Here is a 22,432-nt window from a genome sequence, read left to right as displayed (position 1 = left end):
CTTGGGTCTTCATATATTGCTGGTCAGGCTCATCAGCGGCAGCATGATCGCGAGCATGATCACCGCCACCAGCACCGCCATGACCACCGTCAGGGACGGCACCAGGGCGGCGAGCAGGCGGTCGATGCCGCGCTTGGCTTCGACGTCGAACACGTCGGCGACCTTGAGCAGCATGCTGTCCAGTTCACCGGCCTGTTCGCCGACTTCAATCATTTGCAGGGACAGGTCCGGCAGCAGCGGTTGGCTGCCAAATGCACTGGCCAGGGTGCCGCCGCCTTTCACCGACTCGGCGGCCTGGGCCACTTGTGCCTGCAAGGCACGGTTGGTGCAGACCTGGCGCGCGATCACCAGCGCTTGCAGCAGTGCCACGCCGTTGCTCAGCAAGGTGCCGAGGGTGCGTGCCAGGCGTGCGGCTTCGACCCGCTGCAACAGCGGGCCGATAACGCGGATACCCAGCACGCGCCGGTCGTACTGCTCGCGGTGTCGTGGGTTGCGCAGGCGTGCCGCCAGGGCCCAGACCGTCACGATCAACCCGGCAAAAACCGCCAGGCCGTAGGCGCCGAGGAACTGCCCAAGGCCCAGGATCACTTCGGTGATCAACGGAATCGGCACGCCCAGATCCTTGAAGATCGGCACGAACTGCGGCACCACGTAAGCCAGCAACAGCGCCAGGGAACCGAGCACGCCCACCACCAGGAAGGCGGGATAGATCAGCGCGTTGATCACCTCGCCTCTCAATAACTGGCTGCGTTCCAGGTAGTCACTGAGTTGGCGCAGGGTGTTCTCCAGCGCACCGCCCGCCTCACCGGCACGCACCATGCTCAGGTACAGCGGCGAAAACTGGCTGCCCTCCTCTTCCAGCGCTGCCGACAATGGCTTGCCGGCCTTGACGTGCTCGCGGATACGTTCGATCAGCGCTCGGGTCTGCGGCTGGCCGGGCTGCTTGAGCAGGATGCCCAGCGAGCGTTCCAACGGTTGGCCCGCGCCCAGCAGGGTGGCCAGTTGCTGGGTAAAACTGACCAGCGCCGCGCCATTCAACTGGCCGCGCCCGAAGGCATTGCGCAGCCCTTGGGCACCGGCGGCATCGATGTGCAATAGCAGCAGGCCACGCTTGTGCAGCGCAGCGACGGCGGCGGCCTGGTCCTTCGCTTCGAGGGTGCCGTTCTGCGCGACGCCCTGGCTGTCCAGGGCACGGTATTTGAACAGGCTCACGCGCCCTCTCCACGGGTGACGCGCAACACTTCTTCAAGGGATGTGACACCGGCCACCGCCTGGCGCAGGCCTTCTTCATGCAGGGTGCGCAAGCCACCACGGCGGGCGGCATGTTCGAGGGTCGCGGCGTCGGCCTGGCGCATCAACAAGCTGCGCAGTTCGTCATTCATCACCAGCAATTCCGTGATTGCACTGCGGCCGTGGTAACCGCCGCCGGCGGCGTTGGCGCGAGGCCGGTAAAGCAGGATCGGGCGCTGGTCGGTGAAGCGGTCAAGGCCGTGTTCCTCGATCAGCTCCGGCGGGGCTTCGAACGCCTCACGGGTCGCCGGGTCGAGGCGGCGCACCAGGCGCTGCGCGAGGATGCCATTGACGGTCGAGGCGATCAGGTAGCTCTCCACCCCCATGTCCAGCAGGCGCGTGATACTCGCTGCGGCACTGTTGGTGTGCAGGGTCGAGAGCACCAGGTGGCCGGTCAGGGAGGACTGGATGGCGATGCGGCAGGTTTCGAGGTCGCGGATTTCACCGATCATGATCACGTCCGGGTCCTGGCGCACGATGGAGCGCAGCGCGCCGGCGAAGTCCAGCCCAATGGCGGGTTTGACCTGGATCTGGTTGATGCCTTCCAACTGGTATTCCACCGGGTCTTCGACAGTGATGATCTTGCGCTCGGCGGTATTGAGCCGCGACAACGCGGTATAGAGCGTGGTGGTTTTACCCGAGCCGGTGGGCCCGGTGACCAGCAGGATGCCGTGGGGCCGCTCGAGCACTTCAAGGAAGGTTGCCAGGCGCTGGCCGTCAAAGCCCAGGCTCTGGAAATCGAACTGCACGGTCTGGCGGTCCAGCAGGCGCATCACCACCGACTCGCCAAAACTGGTGGGCACCGTGGATACCCGCAGGTCCAGTTCCTTGCCCTGGATGCGCAACATGATCCGGCCGTCCTGCGGCAGGCGGCGCTCGGCGATGTCGAGGCGCGCCATGATCTTGACCCGGGAAATCACCGCCGCCGAGGAACTCGCCGGCGGCGCTTCGGCTTCATGCAGCACACCGTCGATGCGGTAGCGCACCTTGAGCTGGTTTTCGAAGGGTTCGATATGGATGTCCGAGGCGCGGTGCTCCACGGCCCGTTGCAGGATCAGGTTGACCAGGCGAATCACCGGGGCTTCAGAGGCCATGTCCTTGAGGTGTTCGATGTCTTCCAGGGCGCCGCCTTGTTCGTCGAGGTTTTCGATCAGGGTGCCCATGGCGGAACGGCCCTGGCCGTAGTAACGCTCGATCAGGGTTTCGACTTCGTTGCGCGGCCCGACCGCCAGCCACACCGGTACGCCGCACGCATACGCCAGGGCCTGGAACGGATACAGCAGCGCCGGGTTGGCCGCCAACACCCGCACACCACCGTGGCTCCAGCCCACCGGCACCACTTGGTAATGGCGCATGAAGCGTTCGGTCAGCGCCGGCAGCGGGTCGAGCACGGGCGGTGCGGCATCGGCCAGCAGCAACGGCGCGCCGAGCAAATCGGCCCAGGCCCGCGCCAGTTCCACTTCGGAAACCAGCCCCAGGCGCGTCAGCAGGCCGAGCAGTTCGGGGTCGTCGGATTCCTGGGATAACCGTCGAGCACGTTCCAGGTCGACGGTTTTCAGACCGGCTTTTCGCATCAGCCACGCGCACACTTGTTCGGCATCCGGAATCTGCATTCGGCATGCATCGATGGGCATTGACGGTATCGGTTGAGACATCTGCACCATTCTGAACAACTAGTTGAAGAGGCTGTTTCCAAGGGTGCAGAAACAACAACTAGTCCCAGCGGCGCCTTGAACAAGATCAAGACCCTGCACACAAGCGATGTGCAGGACAGCCGTGGCAAATCATGGCCTTTTAGAACTACTGACCAAGGCCATTAGTTCGCCACAATTCATAAAATCTTGTTAAACACATCGACTAACATATTGATGCTTAGTTCACGATTGCAAATAGCCAGCCCACTGCAACAGCACTAATCATTGAACTTCTCGTCGTTTAATTTTGAACTGCACAAGAGTGCCACTTCCCTGTGGCGCGATTGCCGCTAGAAGTCGACGGTCGCCGACAGCAAATACGTGCGCGGCGTCGACAAGGTCAACCCCGGCTCGCTGTCATCCGAGGCACCGGCCGAACTCCAGTAGCGCCGGTTGGCCACGTTCTCGACATTGGCCCGCAGGGTAATGTGCTTGTCGTCGACCTTGAAGGCGTAGCGTGCGCCGACATCAAGCCGCGTCCAGGCGTCGATTTCCTTGACGTTGGACTGGTCCAGGTACTGCGAGCTGGAATAGATCCCGCGGCTGGTCAGGGTCAGGCCTTCAACAGTCGGCACGTCCCACTCCGCGCCCAGGTTGACGTTGTACTTGGGCGTGGCCGGCGCGCGGTTGCCGTCGTAGGTGCCGTTGGTGGTGTGGGTCAGTTCGCTGTCGATGTACATCACCCCGCCCAGCAGGCGGAAACCCTTGAGCGGCTCGCCGAACACGCTGAGTTCCACACCATCGTTCTGGCGCTTGCCATTGGGGCCGAAGACCAGCGTGGTGGCGTTGGTCTCGTAGGCCGGCTGCTTGATCCTGAATACAGCGGCCGTCACCGCGAACGCACCGGCGTCGTACTTGGCGCCGACTTCGACCTGACGGCTGATGAACGGTGGGAAGATTTCGTCATCGTTGACCGACGCCGACGGCGCGACCTTGCCCTGGCTCAGGCCTTCCATGTAGTTGGCGTACAACGAGAGCTTGTCGGTTGCCTTGAACAGGATGCCGCCGGACGGTGAAATTTTTTCCTCGTCGTAGGCGGTGTCGCCTTTAACGTTGTCGGTCCAGTCATCCACCTTGACCCGCTGCCAGCGCGCACCGAGGGTCAGCAGCAACCGGTCATCGAAAAAGCCCAGGGTGTCGGACAACGCCACACCGCTGAAACGGTTTTCGGTGTAGACCTTCGAGTCAAATCGCGTTGGCCGGCCAGGCGCGGGGTTTTCCACAGGGTTGTAGATATTGCTCGAACCCAGCGCATATCGCGCGCCGCCGTTTTCGAAGTCCATGTAGAAGTAGCTGGCCGCCAGGTTGACCTCATGGCTCACCGGGCCGGTATGGAACCAGTTGCGCACGCCCGCCGTGGCGGTGCGCACGTTTTCATCGCGGGTGAAGTCGCGGGGCTGCACGCTGAAGTCACCGGCGTTGTTGCTCACTGACACCGCATGGCGCAGGAAGTCGTGGTTGCTTTTGCGCGCGCCGACGCCGCCGTAGAGCATTAGGTTGTCGCTGAGATCAAACTCGCCGTTGACCGTGCCGAAGGTGTCGTTGGTGCTTGCCTTGCTCCAGGGCTGCGCGTAGTTGTGGCGTACGTCGTTGGCACTCGGCACCCTGGCTTTGGGCCCGACTTGCACACGTTCCTGGGGGGCGTCGGTATCGCGCTCGGTGCGGCCGATGTCGGTGGAAAGTCGCAGGCGTTCACCGCGAAAATCCAGGCCCAGCACGGCCATTTCGCGGTCGACACTCTGGTGATCCCAGGCGGTGTCGCCGGACTGTTTCACGCCGTTGAAACGCAGGCCGAACTGGTTGTCTTCACCAAAACGCCGGCCGATATCCACGGCCCCGCCCGCCTGGCTGTCGGAGGCCCAACTGCCGGTAAACGAGGTGATGGGCTTGTCGGTAGCGCGCTTGGGCACCACGTTGATCCCGCCGCCCACGCTGCCTCGTGGCGAGATGCCGTTGATCAACTGGCTGGGGCCTTTGATGATGTCGACGCGCTCGGCCATTTCCATGTCGATGGTATAGGTCGGCAATACGCCATAGAGGCCGTTGTAGGCGACATCACTGTTGAACAGGCTGAAGCCGCGAATGGTGAATTGCTCATAGCGCCCGCCGGCCGGGTTGGTGGCGCGCACCGAGGGGTCGCTGGCAATCAGGTCGCCAAGGGTACGCGCCTGTTGGTTCTTGACCGCCGCGCTGGTGTAGGTGGTCATGCTGAACGGAGTATCCATGAAGTCCTTCGAGCCCAGCAGCCCCTGGGAGCCACGGCGCGCCACCTGGCCACCGGCGAAGGACTCGCTGCCGGCATCGCCGGTGGTGCCGAGAATCGAGGTGGGCGCCAGTTGCAGGCTGCCGCCTTCGGGAACCGGGGTCAGCCTATAGGCCTGCTCGCCCATGGGCTGCAGTTGCAGGCCGGAGCCCTGGAGCAGGCGCGCGAAACCTTCTTCGACGCCGTATTCGCCGGACAATCCGCTGCTGTTGCGGCCGCTGACCAGCGCCGGGTCCACCGAGAGGTTGACCCCGGCCAGCCCGGCGAAACGGGTCAGTGCGGCGCTCAGGCTGCCGGCCGGCACCTGGTAGCTGCGCCGGGACGCACCGTCTTCGGCATAGCTGATGGGAACGAACAACGGGCTGGCACTCAGGCTCAGCATGAGGCTGAGGTTCAGCAACGGGCGTATTGCGGGCATTGGAAGAAGCTCTCGATTTTGTTCACTTACCTGGAATGACCAGTCACGTGAAAAAAAGGGACAGGCTTCAGCCACTATTTTTTGATTATTACGGTTTGATGCCTTTGAGCTTCTGGAGCAGCTCCATCAATTGCTCCAGGGATTCCTCGCCGAACTGCTCCTGAATCTTCAGGTAATTGCTTTCCATCCCGGCGCTCATGTCGACGAAACACTGCTGGCCCTGTTCGGTCAGAGCGACGAACACCCGGCGCTGGTCTTCGGCGGATTTGCGCCGGCGCACGATGCCGTCACGCTCCAGCCGCCCCAGTACGCCGGTCATGCTCGGCTTGAGGATGCAGGCGAGGTGCGCCAGTTGGTGGCTTTCGAGTTCGCCTTGCTGGCGCAGGATGCGGATCACCCGCCACTGCTGTTCGGTCAGGTCATGTTCATTGAGCAACGGCCGGAAGAACGCCATGGTCGCTTCGCGGGCCTGGAGCAAGGTGAGCGTAAGGGACGGTCTGGGGGTGGGCATGGTTCACGCGCAATAGAGGTCGAAGCGACGAAGCTTAGAGTCGGTGTCCCGCGTGCGCAACCCGACGCACGCAGCAAATCGTTAATTTCGAAACGAATTCATAAAAACCTGTTAATCCAGCTATTCAGCTTAAAGATAACATGTTAACAATATGCCCGCCCCTGCCCTGGTGGCGGGCTCTACCAACAAAAACAACAAAAGGAACGCCCCTCATGCATTCGTGCCTCTTTCGCACGGCGGCAAGCGCTGGCCTGTGCGCCGCGTTTAGCCCTCTGGTCGCCCACGCCGACTTCATCCAGGACAGCAAGGCCAGCCTGGACCTGCGCAATTTCTACATGAACCGCGACTTTCGCCAGGCCAACGCGCCGCAGAACAAGGCAGACGAATGGGCGCAAGGTTTTGTGCTGCGCCTGGAGTCGGGCTACACCGAAGGCGTGGTCGGGTTTGGCGTGGACGCCCTGGGCGAAATGGGCCTGAAACTCGACTCCAGCCGCGACCGCCGGGGCACCGGGCTGTTGCCGTCTGGCGCCAGCGGCGAGCCGGCCGACAGCTACAGCGAACTCGGCCTGACCGCCAAGCTGCGCCTGTCGAAGACCGTGCTCAAGCTCGGCACCCTGCAACCGCTGTTGCCGGTGGCCGCCTACAACGACACGCGCCTGTTGCCGTCGACCTACAACGGTGAACTGGTGACCTCCCAGGACATCGACGGCCTGACGTTGAACGTCGGCCGCCTGGAAAAGCAGAACCTGCGGGACTCCTCCAACAACGAGTCCATGAGCTACGGCGGCGTCAACAGCAGCCACCTGGACCTTGCCGGCGGCACCTACGCGATCAACCCGCACCTGGCCGCGACCTATTACTACGCGCAGATGCAGGACATCTACCGCCAGAATTTCATCGGCCTGGTGCATGACCTGCCGCTGGCCCAGGGCGTGAACCTGCGCACCGACCTGCGCTACTTCGACACCCGCGAGCAAGGCAGCGCCCTGCTGCGCAGCGCTTCGCGGGTGGACGGCGGGCGGATCGACAACCGCTTTTTCAACGGCATGTTCAGTTTGTCGGTGGGCGCACACAAATTCGGCCTGGGCTTCCAGAACCTTTCCGGTGACGGCGACTTTGCCTTCCCGGGGCAAGATCCGTATTCGGTCAACCTGGTGACCATCAATATCTTCACCAAGGCCAACACCGATGCCTGGCAGGCGCGCTACGACTACAACTTCGCCGCCCTCGGCCTGCCGGGCCTGACCTTCATGACCCGCTACGTCGACGGCAGCCATGCGCAAACCGCCACGGTGCGCAACGGCCGCGAATGGGAGCGCGACACCGACCTGGTCTACACCGTACAGAGCGGCCCGCTGAAGAACGTCAACGTGCGCCTGCGCAATGCGACCCTGCGCTCAAGCAACGGCCTGACCAGCGACATCGACGAAAGCCGGGTGATCATCGGCTACACCGTAGCCCTGTGGTAACGCCGGGCGCCTCAGCGCAACCCCGATTGACGCTGGCGGTATTCCCCCGGCGTCATCTGCGCGTAGCGCTGGAAGAACCGGCTGAAATACGCCGGGTCCTTGAACCCCAGCTGGTAGCAGATTTCATTCGCCGAGCTACCGGTGAACAGCAGCAGGCGCCGGGCCTCCTGCATCAGCCGCTCCAGAATCAGGCGCTTGGACGGCAGGTCGGCGATGCGTCGGCACACCTCGTTGAGCCGCGCTTCAGTGACGCCGATACCGTCGGCGTAGCGCGACAGCGGCCAGTGTTGCAGGTAGTGGTCTTCGATCAGTTCGTTGAAGCGGTGGAAGATCCGCAGGTCTTCGTGCCGTGCAGGCCGGGCTTCCAGGGAATTGGCGCAGAGCCGCAGCAGGCTGATCATGATCAGCCGTGTCAGGCTGTCCAGGGCCGAACCGCGTCCGCTGGCCTGGGCGTTGATCTCGCTGCACAGCTCATCAAACAGGAATTCCAGGCGGCGCACCTCGGGCTGAAACTCCGGTGCCAGCCGCGCCAACGCCACGCAGGCCGCCGGCAATTGTGCGCCGGGGGCCAGGCTGGGGTCGGCGTCAATCAAGGCCCACACCAGTTGCTGGCGCACGGTCAGCACATGGCCGTCGGCGTCGGCTTCGGTGACGAAGGAATGCGCCACCGTCGGCGGCGTGAGGAAAAACATCGGCCCGGATTCGAGGTACTGCTGGTCGTCCAGGTAGACCCGCACCGCGCCGGTCTTGACGTAATGCACCTGGAAAAACCGGTCATGGCGATGCACCGGCATGTTGCGGCCAAAAAATCCCGCCAGGTTGCCGAGCCGGTCGTAGTGCACCTCGGCATCGCTGTAACGCTGGTCGTAGACCTGCCCGATGTTGATGTTGGGGATCGGCTGACGATCGCTCATCACTGCATTCTCTTTGTTGTTTTGACTGCCCTGAAATATTGCCACGCTTGACGATAGTTAACATCTTAATTATAACGTTAACACGTTAACGAATTTCCCACGGTGCAGGTCCGAATCTGCCCCGCCACTGCCAGGAGAAAAGCATGAGCCGTGCCCTGCATGATGTTGCGAACGGCACCCTGTTCGGCGTTGCGCTGAACTACCAGGGGTTGCTGAATCAACGTCTCGCCGAATTCGAACAAGCGCCTTACCAGAAACCACCGGTGAAGCCGGTGCTGTTCATCAAGACGCCCAATACCCGCAACGGCCACGACGGCGTGGTGCTGCACCCGCAAGGTGAACGCCTGCAACCGGGCCCGGCCCTCGGGGTGGTGATTGGCAAGAGTGCCAGCCGGGTCAGTGTCGAAAATGCCCTGGAGCATGTGGCGGGCTACACCATCGTCAATGAATTCAGCCTGCCGGAAGACAGCTACTACCGCCCGGCGGTGAAAGCCAAGTGCCGGGACGGTTTCTGCGCATTGGGCCCGGAACTGGTGGCCCGCGACCAGGTCGCCAATCCGCATCAATTGAGCGTGAAGCTGTTCGTCAACGGTGAACTGCGCCAGCAAAACTCCACCGCCAACTTCGTGCGCAGCCTGCCGCAGTTGATCGCCGAGATCAGCGAGTTCATGACCCTGCACGAAGGCGATGTGCTGATCACCGGCACCCCCGAAGGCCGGGTGGATGTGCAACCCGGCGACACGGTTGAAGTCGAGATCAGCGGCCTGGGCCGCCTGGTCAACCACATCAAGGCAGAGGAGCTGTCATGAAACACGCCCGTATTCGCTTTGAAGGTGAAGCCCACCAGGTGCTGGTAGAAGCTGAAAACGCCGTGCGCCTGGCCGACGGCCGCCTGCTGGCCGAAGACCAGGTCGAATGGCTGCCACCGGCCACCGGCAGCATGTTTGCCCTCGGCCTGAACTACGCCGACCACGCCGCCGAACTGGCCTTCAAGCCACCGACTGAACCGCTGGCGTTCATCAAGTCCCCCGGCACCTACACCGGCCATAACCAGGTGACCTGGCGGCCGGACAACGTCGCCTACATGCACTACGAGTGCGAACTGGTGGCAGTCATCGGCAAGCCGGCGCGCAACGTCAAGCGCGAGAACGCCCTGGAGTATCTGGCCGGCTACACGGTGTGCAACGACTACGCGATCCGCGACTACCTGGAAAACTACTACCGCCCCAACCTGCGGGTGAAAAACCGCGACGCCACCACGCCCGTGGGCCCATGGATCGTGGATGTCGCCGACGTGCCGGACCCGAGCAACCTGAAGCTGCGCACCTGGATCAACGGTGAACTGCGCCAGGAAGGCTCGACCTCGGACATGATTTTCGACATCCCGTATTTGATCGAATACCTGTCCAGCTTCATGACTCTGCAGCCCGGCGACATGATCGCCACCGGCACCCCGGAAGGCCTGGCGGATGTGGTGCCGGGGGATGAAGTGGTCGTGGAAGTGGAAGGCGTAGGCCGCCTGGTCAATCGAATTGTCAGCGAGGCGGACTTTTTCGCCGCCCGTAAAGAGGCTTGAGCAATATGATCAAACACTGGATCAACGGCCGTGAGGTCGAGAGCAAAGACACCTTCATCAACTACAACCCGGCCACCGGCGAAGCCATCGGTGAAGTCGCCAGCGGCGGTGCCGAGGAAGTGGCGCAAGCCGTTGCAGCAGCCAAGGAAGCCTTTCCGAAGTGGGCGGGAACGCCAGCCAAGGAACGGGCCCGCTTGATGCGCAAGCTCGGTGAGCTGATCGAACAGAACGTGCCGCACCTGGCCGAGCTGGAAACCCTCGACACCGGCCTGCCGATCCACCAGACCAGGAACGTGCTGATTCCCCGGGCGTCCCACAACTTCGATTTCTTCGCCGAAGTCTGCACCCGCATGGACGGCCACAGTTACCCGGTGGACGACCAGATGCTCAACTACACCCTGTACCAGCCGGTGGGCGTGTGCGCGTTGGTGTCGCCATGGAACGTGCCGTTCATGACCGCCACCTGGAAGACTGCGCCGTGCCTGGCGCTGGGCAATACCGCGGTGCTGAAGATGTCCGAGCTGTCGCCGCTGACGGCCAATGAACTGGGGCGCCTGGCGGTCGAAGCCGGGATTCCCAACGGCGTGCTGAACGTGATCCAGGGCTACGGCGCCACCGCCGGTGATGCGCTGGTGCGCCACCCGGACGTGCGGGCGATTTCCTTCACCGGCGGTACCGCCACCGGCAAGAAAATCATGCAGACCGCCGGGCTGAAAAAGTACTCCATGGAACTGGGCGGCAAGTCGCCGGTGCTGATCTTTGAAGACGCCGACCTGGACCGCGCCCTCGACGCGGCACTGTTCACCATCTTCTCGCTCAACGGTGAGCGCTGCACCGCTGGCAGCCGGATCTTCATTCAGGAGAGCGTGTACCCGCAGTTCGTCGCCGAATTTGCCGCCCGCGCCAAACGCCTGATCGTCGGCGACCCACAGGACCCGAAGACCCAGGTTGGCTCGATGATCACCCAGGCCCACTACGACAAGGTCACCGGCTACATCAGGATTGGCCTCGAAGAAGGCGCCACTCTGCTGGCCGGCGGCCTGGAACGCCCGGCCAACCTGCCGGCGCACTTGAGCCGCGGGCAGTTTATCCAGCCGACGGTGTTTGCCGATGTGAACAACAACATGCGCATCGCCCAGGAAGAAATCTTTGGCCCGGTGGTGTGCCTGATCCCGTTCAAGGACGAAGCCGAGGCGCTGCAACTGGCCAACGACACCGAGTACGGCCTGGCGTCCTATATCTGGACCCAGGACATCGGCAAGGCGCATCGTCTGGCCTACGGCATCGAAGCCGGCATGGTGTTCATCAACAGCCAGAACGTGCGGGACTTGCGCCAGCCGTTTGGTGGGGTAAAAGGTTCCGGCACCGGCCGTGAAGGCGGCCAGTACAGCTTCGAAGTGTTTGCCGAGATCAAGAACGTGTGCATTTCCATGGGCAGTCATCACATCCCGCGCTGGGGTGTGTAACCCGGATATAACAACGCTACCTGTAGGAGCGAGCTTGCTCGCGAAGAACCCGCAGGCGCCGCGGGCTAACAGAAGTGCTGCGTTATCGTTGACGTTTTTCGCGAGCAAGCTCGCTCCTACAAAAGAATAAATACTCAGGAGAATGATCATGGGCGAAGTGGTTCTGGCAGCGAAGATCTGCCACGTCCCCTCGATGTACCTGTCGGAACTGCCCGGCAAGCACCACGGTTGCCGCGAAGCAGCCATCGCCGGGCACAAGGAAATCGGGCGGCGCGCCCGTGAACTGGGGGCCGACACCGCGGTGGTGTTCGACGTGCACTGGCTGGTCAACAGCGGCTATCACGTCAATTGCGGCGAGCATTTCAAGGGCACCTACACCAGCAACGAGCTGCCGCACTTCATCAAGAACATGGAGTACGAGTACCCGGGCTGCCCCGAGCTGGGCGAGTTGATCGCCGCCGAGGCCAACCTGGCCGGCGTGCGCACCATGGCCCACAACATCCCGAGCCTGGAGCTGGAATACGGCACCCTGGTACCGATGCGCTACATGCACATGGGCGTGCCGGACGCGCAGAAGTTCGACGTGATCTCGATTGCCGCGTGGTGCGCCTGGCACCGCCTGGAAGACAGCTTTGCGTTCGGCGCCGCCGTGCGCCGGGCGATCGAGAAAAGCGACCGCAAAGTCCTGGTGCTGGCCTCGGGCTCCCTCTCCCACCGTTTCTCGGACGACCGCGAAGCCGAAGCCAACATCCACAACTGGACCCGTGAATTCGACAAACAGATGGACCTGCACGTGGTGGAGATGTGGAAGCAAGGCCGCTTCAAGGAGTTCTGCGCAATGCTGCCGGACTACGCCGAGCACTGCTTCGGCGAAGGCAAGATGCACGACACTGCGATGCTCCTGGGACTGCTGGGCGGGCCGGACTACAACCAGCCGGCCGAGATCATCACCCAGCCGTTCGGCAGTTCGGGCACCGGGCAGATCAATGCCATTTTCCCTTTATGAGCCTTGGTGAAGATCGCCTGTAGGCGCTGGCTTGCCTGTGATGCAGGCACCTCGGTGTATCTGTCGCACCGAGTTGATGCCATCGCAGGCAAGCCAGCTCCTACAAGGAATTCGCTGCACCTCACCCCAAGAGGAGATACACATGCCGCACTTCATCGCGGAATACACCGACAACATCGAGCAGCAGGCCAACCTGCCGGCCCTGTTCGAGCAGGTTCACGCCGTGCTGGGGGACAGCGGCGTGTTTCCCCTGGGAGGCATCCGCAGTCGCGGAGTGCGCCTGGACACCTGGCGCATGGCCGACGGCAAGCATGACTACGCCTTCGTCCACATGACTCTCAAGGTCGGCCACGGGCGCGACCTGGAAACCCGCAAGGCGGTGGCCGAAGCCCTGTTCAAGGTCATCACCGAGCACTTCGCCGAGCTGCAATCCCAGCGGCTGCTGGCGTTGTCGTTCGAGATGATCGAGCTGCACCCCGAGCTGAATTTCAAGCAGAACAACGTGCACGCATTCCTGAAGAACCAGGCGGGCTGAGCACAGCCCACCTTTCCGCCCATGGCCACTCAAACAAAAAAGAACAACATCATGAGCACAGCCAATACCGCCGACAGCACCACCCTGATCGAACATCAGCGCACCCACAGCATCGTCACCTGGCGACTGATGCCGTTGCTGCTGATCTGCTACCTGTTTGCCCACCTGGACCGCATCAACATCGGCTTCGCCAAGATGCAGATGAGCACCGACCTGCACTTCAGCGACACGGTGTATGGCCTCGGTGCCGGCCTGTTTTTCATCGCCTACGCGCTGTTCGGCGTACCCAGCAACATGGCCCTGGACCGGGTCGGCCCACGGCGCTGGATCGCCTGCCTGATGGTGGTGTGGGGCGTGCTCTCCACCAGCATGCTGTGGATCGAAAGCTCCACGGGCTTCTACGTGCTGCGCTTTCTGCTGGGGGTGGCCGAAGCCGGCTTCTTCCCGGGGATCCTGGTGTTTCTCAACCGCTGGTACCCGGCCCGCCGCCGCGCGCAAGTCACCGCGCTGTTTGCGATTGCCGTGCCCATGGCCGGTGTGATCGGCGGCCCGTTGTCCGGTGCAATCCTGGAGAACTTCCATGATTTCGGCGGGCTGCGCGGTTGGCAGTGGATGTTCCTGATCGAAGGCGCCCCGGTGGTGCTGCTCGGCCTGGTCGTCCTGAAATACCTGCCCGACAGCTTCGAAACCGTGAAGTGGCTGGAGCCCGCGCAAAAGCAACAACTGCGCGAGCAACTGAGCACTGAAGAACAGCGCAAATCCATCACCTCCTTCGGCGGCATCCTGCGTGACCCGCAGGTGTGGCTGCTGGTGGCGGTGTACTTCGCGGTGATGCTGGCGGTGAACACCCTGGCGTTCTGGATGCCCACCCTGATCCACGGCGCCGGCATCGGCCGCGACAGCCAGGTCGGCTTGCTGAGCGCCGTACCGTATCTGGCCGGGTGCTTCTTCATGATCGGCTGCGGGCGCTCGTCCGACCGCAACCGCGAACGCCGCTGGCACCTGTGCGTGCCGTTGCTGATGTCGGCCATCGGTATTGCGGTGGCCGGGCTCTCGCCCACCAACCCGACCCTGGTGCTGGGCGGCCTGATCCTCGCCGGCATGGGCGCCAGCGCTGCGCTGCCGATGTTCTGGCAATTGCCGCCGGCGTTCCTGTCCAACAGCACCCAGGCGGCCGGCATCGCGCTGATCAGCTCGTTCGGCAGCATCGCTTCGTTCCTCGCGCCCTACCTGATCGGCTGGATGCGCGACACCACCCAAAGCGCGAGCCTGGCCCTGTACGTGCTGGCGCTGCTTATCGCCCTCGGCGGCCTGCTGGTGCTGCGCACCCATGCGGCCATCGTCAATCCCCAGTAGAGATTTTGTCATGCTTGATCAAGCCCTTATTCAGCAAGCCGCCGCCCGCCTCGACCAGGCCGAGCGTTCCCGTGAACAGGTGCGCCAGTTTTCCCTGGAGCATCCGAACATCACGATTGAAGACGCCTACGCCATCCAGCGCGCCTGGGTGGCCCGGAAAATCAAGGACGGGCGCAAGCTGGTCGGGCACAAGATCGGCCTGACGTCGCGGGCGATGCAGGTGTCGTCGAACATCACCGAGCCGGATTACGGCGCCCTGCTCGATGACATGTTCTTCGACGAAGGCACCGACATCCCCTTCGAGCGCTTCATCGTGCCGAGGGTGGAAGTGGAACTGGCGTTCATCCTCGGCAAGCCGCTGAAGGGCCCGAACTGCACGATTTTCGATGTGCTCGATGCCACGGAATGGGTGATCCCGGCGCTGGAAATCATCGACGCCCGCATCCAGCAGATCGACCCGCACACCAACGCCACCCGCAAGGTGTTCGACACCATTTCCGACAACGCCGCCAATGCCGGCGTGGTGATGGGCGGCCGCGCCGTGCGCCCCACCGAGATCGACCTGCGCAAGGTGCCGGCGGTGTTGTACCGCAACGGGGTGATCGAAGAGTCCGGGGTGTCGGCTGCCGTGCTTAACCACCCGGCCAAGGGCGTGGCCTGGCTGGCGAACAAACTGGCGCCGTACGACGTCACCCTGCAACCCGGCCAGATCATCCTCGGCGGCTCCTTCACCCGCCCGGTGGCGGCGAATCCGGGTGACACCTTCCATGTCGATTACGACATGCTGGGTTCCATCTCCTGCCGCTTTGTCTGAATACTGGAGGACTGTTTCATGGACATGCCCATCAACCGTTTCAAGCAGCGCCTGCAACGTGGCGAGACCCAGATCGGCCTGTGGCTCGGTTTGGCGGACGCTTATTGCGCCGAACTGGCGGCGAATGCCGGGTTCGACTGGCTGCTGATCGACGGCGAGCACGCGCCCAATGACCTGCGCGGCATGCTCGGCCAACTGCAGGCTGTCGCGCCTTATGACAGCCAACCGGTGATTCGCCCGGTGATCGGCGATACGGCGTTGATCAAGCAGGTGCTGGATATCGGCGTGCAGACGCTGTTGGTGCCGATGGTGGAGACGGCTGACCAGGCACGGCAGCTGGTGCGGGCGATGCGTTATCCACCGGGTGGTGTACGGGGCGTGGGCAGCGCGCTGGCGCGGGCGTCGCGCTGGAACAGGATTCCCGGTTACCTGGATGAGGCCGATGCACAGATGTGCCTGCTGGTGCAGATCGAGAACCGTGAAGGCCTGGACAACCTGGACGCGATTGCGGCGGTTGATGGCGTGGATGGGGTGTTTATCGGGCCGGCGGATTTGAGTGCGGCCATGGGGCATCGGGGGAATCCCGGGCACCCCGAGGTGCAGGCGGCGATTGAGGACGCCATCGTACGGATTCAAAAAGCCGGCAAGGCGGCGGGGATCTTGAGTGCGGATGAGAAACTGGCGCGGCGGTATATCGAGCTGGGGGCGGCGTTTGTGGCGGTAGGGGTGGATACGACGGTGTTGATGCGCGGGTTGCAGGGGTTGGCGGCGAAATTCAAAGACACCGCAACACCGGCCATTACCGGCGGCGTGTACTGACGCTCTGAAACCACAAAGATCCAAAATGTGGGAGCGGGCTTGCTCGCGAAAGCGGTGTATCAGTGCCAGGTTTGTTGGCTGACCCACCGCATTCGCGAGCAAGCCCGCTCCCACATTTGGATCGGCGGTGTGTCAGCGCTTGATGGTTTTCAACTCATCCAGCAACCCCAGCAACACCTGCAACTTCTCCTCCCCGAAGTGCTCCTGCAACCGCTGGTAATTCTCCTCCATGCACTGGCTCATCGACTCGAAACTGGCCTTGCCCTTCTCCGCCAGCGTCACCAGCACCCGCCGCTGATCCTGCTCGGCCTTGCGCCGGTGCACCATCCCCGCCGCCTCCATGCGTACCAGCACGCCGGTCATGCTCGGCTTGAGAATGCACGCCAGTTCCGCCAGTTGGTAAATCTCCAGCTCGTCATGCTGGCTGAGAATTCGAATAACCCGCCATTGCTGCTCGGTCAGCCCATGCTCATTCAGCGAGGGCCGGAAAAAACTCATGGCCGCTTCACGGGCCTGAAGCAAGGTCAGGGTCAGGGATTGTCTGGGTTTCAACATAGGCTCAGGGTCACGATAGATTTAGTTAATGTTTTAACGAAACTCTAACACTCTCCTCCCCACCTCACGCTATAACTTGTGAAGCCGGCGAAGGCTCTGGCGCGCAGGATCAAAACCGGCGGCACACAGAATCAAGACATCCAGCGCGCCAACGGCCTTAATACACTCATTAGCTCTTCACTGTCAGGCAGCGCAATGATCAATATCGAAACGCCGACCTATTACACGGCGACCAAGAAATACAACCTCAGCTTCCCCACCCTGGAGCAGGACGTGGAAGCCGACGTGGTGATCATCGGTGGCGGCTTTTCCGGGATCAACACCGCCCTGGAGCTCGCCGAAAAAGGCATCACCAACATCGTCGTGCTGGAAGCGCGTTACCTGGGTTTCGGCGGAACCGGGCGCAACGGTGGGCAGATCATGGCCGGCATCGGCCACGACCTGGAAAAGATCAAGAAGGACGTGGGTGAAGACGGCCTGCGCCAGATCTTCGAGATCAGCGACCTGGGCGCCGACATCATCAAGAACCGCATCGCCAAGTACGACATCGATGCCGACTTCTGCCACGGCTATGGCTACATGGGCTTCAACGCCCGCCAGGAAAAGACCCTGCGCGCCTGGGAGAAAGACTTCAAGTCCATCAACACCCAACACGAGATCCGCTTTCTTGGCGGCTCCGACGTCAGGCAGATCATCGGCTCCGACGCCTACAGCAGCGCCCTGCTGCACATGGGCGGCGGGCATGTGCACTCGTTGAACCTGCTGCTGGGCGAAGCCAAGGCCCTGGCCGGCCACGGCGTGCGGATTTTCGAGAACAGCCCGGCGCTGGAAGTCAGTTACGGCGAGCGCATCACCGTGCGCACCGGCCGCGGTTCGGTCAAGGCCAGCAAGCTGCTGTGGGCCTGCGACAGTTTCCTCAACAAGCTGGAGCCGGAACTGCACCGCTCGACCATCAACACCTACGCGTTCCAGATGATGACCGAGCCGTTGCCAGAAGAGCTGATCAACCGTATCAGCCCGATTCGCGGGGCCTACAGCGACATTCGCCCGGTGATCGACTACTACCGCGTCACCAACGAAAACCGCCTGCTGTTCGGCGCCGCCACGCCTTTGGTGGAGCACATTCCCGGCGATTTGAAAGCCTGGAACCGCAACCTGATGCTGAAGATTTTCCCGTACCTCAAGGACGTGAAGATCGACCTGGCCTGGGGCGGCCCGATGGCCTGCAGCCCGAACCTGTTCCCGCAGGTCGGCACCTTGCCCGGGCGCAGCAACGCGTTCTACGTGCAGGGCTATTCGGGCTTCGGCGTGACCCCAAGCCACATCATCTGCAAGGTGCTGGCCGAAGGCATGAGCGAAGGCTCGGCGCGGTATGACCTGGTCAGCTCGATCCATCGCCCGACCATCATCGGCAAGGACGCGATCCGCCCGCTGCTGCTTACCGCCGGCAAATCCTGGCATCAGCTCTCCGGTTACTGGAACGGCCGCCGCTGACAAACACCTGTAGGAGCGAGCTTGCTCGCGAAAAACCCGCGGGCGCCGCGCTCATCCAGGACGCCAGCGCCCACATTGCCGCCTATTTTTTCTCATCAGGAGCAACTGCCATGACCCTCGTTACCCTCAAGAAAGACATCCAGCTATCCGAACTCGACGCCTGGGGCACCGTCGCCGACCTCGGCTCGACCATCCTCGAAGGCGAAGTCCGGGCCTTCGGAAAAATGACTTTCGGTGCCCCCACCGACCCGGTCAGCAGCGCCTATTTCGGCACCACCCAGGGCAAGTTCCGCATGGTCTACCCGTTTGCCGAACAAGCCACCGTGGTCACCGGCGAGGTCGTGCTCACCGACGAGTCCACCGGCCAGAGCACCCGCTACAAGGCCGGTGACAGCTGGTTCGTGACCAAGGGCACCCCGGTGCTGTGGGAAGTGGTCAGCGAAAGTTTCGTCAAACACTACTTCGCCGTGGTGTGATAGCCCCGGCTGCCGGCACCCGTCGGCAGCCTTTTGGCGCAGGTGCCCACCCATGCACGCTCTCCCCGCCCACGAAGTCGCCGGCCAGTGCCTGCAGGCTTTCACCCGCTTGATTCCGGTCAGCCAGGCCGCGTTCTATTGCGTCGACCGCCAGCTGCAAGCCTGGGATTTCCAGTTGCACGGCATGAGCGGCGAAATGCACCGCGACTACCTCGACAACTACCGCCAATTCGACCCGTTGCAACCGCGCAACTGCCTGTCCAGCGGCCTGGCGGTGGTGCCGCTGGGCCTTGCCATGGCCCGCCAGCCGGCGCGGGATACCCGGCGCTATGGGGATTTTCTGCGGCGCTATGGCGTGGTCGATGTGGTGGAGATTTTCGCCCAGCGCGCCGGTCAGCCCCAGGCGGCGATTTCGCTGTTGCGCACCGCCGACCAGGGCGCTTTCACCGGCGAGCAACTGGCCCAACTGAACGCCCTGCAAACCTTGCTGCAACTGGCGGTGGCCAACATGCAGCCCACTGCAGATGCATTGGCCGGTCTCACACCCAAGGAGCGCCAGATCGCCCTGCTGTTGCGCCAGGGCGCCAGCAATAAACAGCTGGCCCAGGAGCTGGATGTCGGCCTGCCCACCATCAAGACCCACCTGATCAACCTGTTCCGTAAGGCCGGCGTCAGCAGTCGCACGGAGCTGGTGGGAAGTCTTTTCCTGTAGTTCGCCTCAACCATCCGGTTGATACCCGCGCCTGCTCCCAGGCGCGATGATTCGTGGTGTTCACCCACCCAACCGGAGCTTCGCAAATGACCACCCCTTCTGACTGGATCACCGTGGGCGCCCTGGCCGACGGCTTCGCCCCAGAGGCATTTATCCTGCCGAACCTGGCCGACCTGAGCGGCAAGGCTTTCACCCTGCACTTCGCCAATGGCTGGCAGATCGAGCACCGTTTCGAGCGCGACAGGCTCTCCTGGGTTGCAGCCGACGGTCACTCCAGCGGCAGCGCCACCTACCGTGCGACCTCGGTGCGCCCCGGCCTGTACCTGGTGGATTTCATCAAGCGCGAAGGCACGCAGGCCTGGTCGGTCAGCCTGGTGCTCGACACCGCCAGCGCTTCGTTCACCGCTGTGCTCGGGCGCATGCCCACCCAGGAACAAACCCGCGAAGGCCTCTACAGCCGCGCCCTGGCCGGCAAGCCGCTGACGTCGGTGGAAGTGGAATTCCTCCACGGCAGCCTCGACCGCCCGTGGCAGCCAGGCCAATGCCCCCACGCACCAACCACCGACCTGATCGGCCTGCGCAACCAGTATCGCTACAGCCCGAGCGAGGTCTACGAGCACATCTACCTCAACCACCAGTTCTACGCCTGGCAATGCCTCAAGGGTGTCGAGCAAGGCCTGTGCGACACCGACCGCTGCGATTACTACAAGATCGCCGACCAGCTCTACCTGTTCGTCTGGCGCGAAAAAATCATCCCCACCCTCGGCCTGGTGCTGATCGACCTGCGGCAACACCGCAGCGACGGCAAGATCTTCGGCTATGCCGACGCCTCCTTCGATGAGCTATCGAACTTTCCCATCAGCTCCTACTGCCAGGTGCTCAATCGCACGGAGCACCCTGATGACTGAGCCGCGCACGATTGTGATCACCGGGGCCGGCACGGGCATCGGTGCCGCGTGCGCCCGGCTGTACGCCGCCGAGGGTGCGCATGTGGTGCTGATCGGCCGTCGTCGCGAGCCGCTGGAGCAGGTCGCGCGGGAAACCGGGGGGTTGGTGTTGGTGGGTGATGCGGCCTGCCCGCAGACCTGGGAGGGTTTTATTGCGCAGATTCGCCAGCACTATGGGCGGATCGACGTGCTGCTGGCCTGTGCGGGCGGCCATGGCGTGGGCAGCGCCACCGACACCAGCCCGCAGACCTGGGAGGCGGCGCTGCGCAGCAACCTCGACAGCGCCTTCTACAGTGCGCGGGCGTGTTTGCCGCTGCTGCTGGAAAGCGCCGGCAACATCGTGTTGATGGGCTCGATTGCCTCCCTGGCCGCAGGGCCTGAAGTATGCGGCTACACCACGGCCAAGCATGCCTTGCTCGGGCTCAATCGCTCGCTGGCCCGAGATTATGGCCCGCGCGGGGTGCGGGTGAACGCGGTGTGCCCCGGCTGGGTGCGCACGCCGATGGCGGATGAGGAAATGCAGCCGTTGATGGATTTCCATGGCGAGACGCTGCAGCACGCCTATGACCGGGTGTGCGCCGATGTGCCGTTGCGCCGGCCGGCCAGCGCTGAAGAAATCGCCAGGGTGTGCCGCTTCCTGGCATCCAGTGACGCGTCGATCATTACGGGTGCGACGCTGGTGGCGGACGGGGGCTCAAGCATCGTCGATGTGCCGACGCTGGCCTATGCGCGTATGGAGCAGCGTCATGAATGAAGACCTGGATTTCACTGGTCGCAACGTATTGGTAACGGGTGGCGCCCAGGGTATTGGTCGGGCCATCGTCGAAGCGTTTGCCCTGCGGGGTGCGCGGGTGATGATCGCCGACCTGCAACTGGCAGAGGCGCTCGCGCTGGAGCTGTGCGGGCGCGGCTGCCAGGTGGAAGCGGTGACGGTGGATCTGGCGGATGCGGCTGCGGTTTTCGAGCTGATTGCAGGGGTGGAACACGACTGGGGGCGGCTGGATATTCTGGTGCATAACGCCGGGTATTTTCCGCTGACGCCCTTTGCCGAGATCACTCCCGCGATGCTCGACCGCACCTTGGCGGTCAACCTCTCGGCGTTGTTCTGGCTGACCCAGGCGGCGCTGCCGATGTTCCGCCGTCAGGGTCGGGGCTGCGTGCTGGTTACGTCGTCTGTCACGGGGCCGCGGGTTGCGTTTCCGGGGTTGAGTCACTATGCGGCGTCGAAGGCCGGGGTCAACGGGTTCATTCGCAATGCGGCGCTGGAACTGGCCGGCTTGAATGTGCGAGTCAACGGTGTGGAGCCCGGCATGATCGCAACCCCGGCCATGGGCAACCTGGGGGATGACCAGGTAAATGCACAGATCGCCAGCCGGGTACCGCTGGGACGGCTGGGCGCACCGTCGGATATTGCCGGGGTAATGCTGTTCCTGGCATCGGACCTGGCGGGCTATATCACTGGGCAGACGCTGGTGGTGGATGGCGGCTCGACCTTGCCGGAGGTTTAACGAAACGTCCTACCGAACTGCCGGATAACCTCTACTCCCCTGCCCTGAGAACCTCTGCAAAGTCCCTCGACTGATCACACAGCGCGAGGGAACGCCGATGTTTTTTTCGATTAATGCCCTGCCCGATGGGGCTGCCTCTTGAATCCCGCCATAGGCTTTCTGGTCGTGGCGGCGATGCACCCGAAGACGCGCGACGTCGATGGGGTTCTCAACGACTTCACACATTGCCTGAACACCTACGACGCCTGGGCCGAGAGTTTCTGGAGCTTTTCGGCACTGGATGTCGAGCAGGTGTTCAAGGTCGGCGACGAGGTTTCGCTGGTCGCGCCCATCACCCGTTCCCTGTATCCCGCCAGCACCGTCGCGACCTGCAAGGCCAACTCTCCGTTGACCCTGGTGCACATGTTCCAGAGCACACGGTTCGTGCCCATCGGCAATACGCCGGTGATGCTGCAGGAAGTCGCGCAAGACGGTGGTCCCCTCGGCGATCCCATCCATAAGACCATCGGCCCCAGCGGCATTCTCGAAGTCACCGAGTGCACCGTCGACCGGCAGTATCGAGTCAGCTTTTATCCCAACGTTTCCAGGGATCACATCAAGGCACTGTAT

22 protein-coding genes are annotated in these 22,432 nt (G+C 62.9%); 16 read left to right on the top strand and 6 right to left on the bottom strand.

From position 1 onward, the window contains the following. Positions 1 to 9: 9 nt before the first annotated feature. The 4 genes from gspF to hpaR (HX811_RS25035) all read right to left on the bottom strand — a co-directional run bounded on the left by gspF (position 10) and on the right by hpaR (HX811_RS25035) (position 6,176). The gene (gspF, locus tag HX811_RS25050) at positions 10 to 1,212 is read right to left on the bottom strand and encodes a type II secretion system inner membrane protein GspF (RefSeq protein ID WP_177047827.1); all 1,203 of its coding nucleotides are present in this window, start codon (positions 1,210 to 1,212) and stop codon (positions 10 to 12) included. Then, positions 1,209 to 2,903 (bottom strand): type II secretion system ATPase GspE, encoded by a 1,695-nt coding sequence (gspE, locus tag HX811_RS25045; protein WP_218172371.1) that lies wholly within the window; start codon positions 2,901 to 2,903, stop codon positions 1,209 to 1,211. Before gspE ends, gspF begins: the two co-directional genes overlap by 4 nt. Before the next feature lie 371 nt (positions 2,904 to 3,274). Further along, on the bottom strand, positions 3,275 to 5,665 hold the full coding sequence (locus HX811_RS25040; RefSeq protein ID WP_177047824.1) for a TonB-dependent receptor: 2,391 nt from the start codon (positions 5,663 to 5,665) through the stop codon (positions 3,275 to 3,277). Between the two features lie 88 nt (positions 5,666 to 5,753). After that, entirely contained in the window at positions 5,754 to 6,176 is a 423-nt protein-coding gene (gene hpaR / locus HX811_RS25035; protein ID WP_008437189.1) for a homoprotocatechuate degradation operon regulator HpaR, read from the bottom strand. Positions 6,177 to 6,388: 212 nt separating this feature from the next. Here hpaR (HX811_RS25035) and HX811_RS25030 point away from each other — a divergent pair, with 212 nt between their 5' ends. Then, positions 6,389 to 7,645, top strand: coding sequence for an OprD family porin (locus tag HX811_RS25030; protein ID WP_177047822.1), 1,257 nt, complete (start codon positions 6,389 to 6,391; stop codon positions 7,643 to 7,645). 11 nt (positions 7,646 to 7,656) lie between these two features. Here the strand turns inward: HX811_RS25030 and hpaA are convergent, their stop codons facing one another. Further along, positions 7,657 to 8,559 (bottom strand): 4-hydroxyphenylacetate catabolism regulatory protein HpaA, encoded by a 903-nt coding sequence (gene hpaA, locus HX811_RS25025; protein ID WP_003209891.1) that lies wholly within the window; start codon positions 8,557 to 8,559, stop codon positions 7,657 to 7,659. A gap of 143 nt (positions 8,560 to 8,702) precedes the next feature. Between hpaA and HX811_RS25020 the strand changes: the two genes are divergently transcribed. The 8 genes from HX811_RS25020 (at position 8,703) to hpaI (ending at position 16,131) form a co-directional block, all read left to right on the top strand. Beyond that, the gene (locus tag HX811_RS25020) at positions 8,703 to 9,368 is read left to right on the top strand and encodes a fumarylacetoacetate hydrolase family protein (RefSeq protein ID WP_008437186.1); all 666 of its coding nucleotides are present in this window, start codon (positions 8,703 to 8,705) and stop codon (positions 9,366 to 9,368) included. After that, positions 9,365 to 10,135, top strand: coding sequence for a fumarylacetoacetate hydrolase family protein (locus tag HX811_RS25015; protein ID WP_177037364.1), 771 nt, complete (start codon positions 9,365 to 9,367; stop codon positions 10,133 to 10,135). Before HX811_RS25020 ends, HX811_RS25015 begins: the two co-directional genes overlap by 4 nt. 5 nt (positions 10,136 to 10,140) lie before the next feature. Then, entirely contained in the window at positions 10,141 to 11,601 is a 1,461-nt protein-coding gene (gene hpaE / locus HX811_RS25010) for a 5-carboxymethyl-2-hydroxymuconate semialdehyde dehydrogenase (RefSeq protein ID WP_177037363.1), read from the top strand. Positions 11,602 to 11,749: 148 nt separating this feature from the next. Next, complete coding sequence (hpaD, locus tag HX811_RS25005; RefSeq protein WP_003209884.1) at positions 11,750 to 12,607, top strand: 3,4-dihydroxyphenylacetate 2,3-dioxygenase; 858 nt, start codon at positions 11,750 to 11,752, stop codon at positions 12,605 to 12,607. A 142-nt stretch (positions 12,608 to 12,749) separates the two neighbouring features. Further along, on the top strand, positions 12,750 to 13,142 hold the full coding sequence (locus tag HX811_RS25000; protein ID WP_087694947.1) for a 5-carboxymethyl-2-hydroxymuconate Delta-isomerase: 393 nt from the start codon (positions 12,750 to 12,752) through the stop codon (positions 13,140 to 13,142). A gap of 51 nt (positions 13,143 to 13,193) precedes the next feature. Continuing rightward, entirely contained in the window at positions 13,194 to 14,498 is a 1,305-nt protein-coding gene (locus HX811_RS24995) for an MFS transporter (RefSeq protein WP_008437183.1), read from the top strand. A gap of 10 nt (positions 14,499 to 14,508) precedes the next feature. Continuing rightward, a complete protein-coding gene (gene hpaH / locus HX811_RS24990) occupies positions 14,509 to 15,312 on the top strand; it encodes a 2-oxo-hept-4-ene-1,7-dioate hydratase (RefSeq protein ID WP_008437182.1) in 804 nt (267 codons plus the stop codon). Positions 15,313 to 15,330: 18 nt separating this feature from the next. Beyond that, the gene (gene hpaI, locus HX811_RS24985; RefSeq protein WP_087694948.1) at positions 15,331 to 16,131 is read left to right on the top strand and encodes a 4-hydroxy-2-oxoheptanedioate aldolase; all 801 of its coding nucleotides are present in this window, start codon (positions 15,331 to 15,333) and stop codon (positions 16,129 to 16,131) included. A 132-nt stretch (positions 16,132 to 16,263) separates the two neighbouring features. Here hpaI and hpaR (HX811_RS24980) read toward each other — a convergent pair whose 3' ends face one another. Beyond that, complete coding sequence (hpaR, locus tag HX811_RS24980; protein WP_177047821.1) at positions 16,264 to 16,686, bottom strand: homoprotocatechuate degradation operon regulator HpaR; 423 nt, start codon at positions 16,684 to 16,686, stop codon at positions 16,264 to 16,266. A 195-nt stretch (positions 16,687 to 16,881) separates the two neighbouring features. Between hpaR (HX811_RS24980) and HX811_RS24975 the strand changes: the two genes are divergently transcribed. The 7 genes from HX811_RS24975 to HX811_RS24945 all read left to right on the top strand — a co-directional run. After that, a complete protein-coding gene (locus HX811_RS24975; RefSeq protein WP_008437180.1) occupies positions 16,882 to 18,180 on the top strand; it encodes an FAD-binding oxidoreductase in 1,299 nt (432 codons plus the stop codon). A 110-nt stretch (positions 18,181 to 18,290) separates the two neighbouring features. Continuing rightward, positions 18,291 to 18,656: a cupin domain-containing protein gene (locus HX811_RS24970; protein ID WP_003209872.1), complete on the top strand. Its 366-nt coding sequence runs from the start codon at positions 18,291 to 18,293 to the stop codon at positions 18,654 to 18,656. A gap of 52 nt (positions 18,657 to 18,708) precedes the next feature. Beyond that, on the top strand, positions 18,709 to 19,368 hold the full coding sequence (locus tag HX811_RS24965) for a LuxR C-terminal-related transcriptional regulator (RefSeq protein ID WP_177047819.1): 660 nt from the start codon (positions 18,709 to 18,711) through the stop codon (positions 19,366 to 19,368). Between the two features lie 86 nt (positions 19,369 to 19,454). Beyond that, positions 19,455 to 20,276: a molybdenum cofactor biosynthesis F family protein gene (locus HX811_RS24960; protein ID WP_177047817.1), complete on the top strand. Its 822-nt coding sequence runs from the start codon at positions 19,455 to 19,457 to the stop codon at positions 20,274 to 20,276. Continuing rightward, a complete protein-coding gene (locus HX811_RS24955) occupies positions 20,269 to 21,069 on the top strand; it encodes an SDR family NAD(P)-dependent oxidoreductase (RefSeq protein ID WP_177047815.1) in 801 nt (266 codons plus the stop codon). The genes HX811_RS24960 and HX811_RS24955 overlap by 8 nt, the downstream gene beginning before the upstream one ends. Further along, complete coding sequence (locus tag HX811_RS24950) at positions 21,062 to 21,823, top strand: SDR family oxidoreductase (protein WP_177047813.1); 762 nt, start codon at positions 21,062 to 21,064, stop codon at positions 21,821 to 21,823. The genes HX811_RS24955 and HX811_RS24950 overlap by 8 nt, the downstream gene beginning before the upstream one ends. A gap of 174 nt (positions 21,824 to 21,997) precedes the next feature. Continuing rightward, positions 21,998 to 22,432, top strand: a 435-nt coding sequence (locus HX811_RS24945; RefSeq protein ID WP_177047860.1) for a hypothetical protein, incomplete at its 3' end; no start/stop codon positions are given.

Origin of the sequence: Pseudomonas sp. F8002, assembly GCF_013385495.1 — a bacterium.
GTDB lineage: Bacteria > Pseudomonadota > Gammaproteobacteria > Pseudomonadales > Pseudomonadaceae > Aquipseudomonas.
Note: the sequence above shows the minus strand (reverse complement) of the source record. Positions and strands in the feature narration are given on the sequence as shown.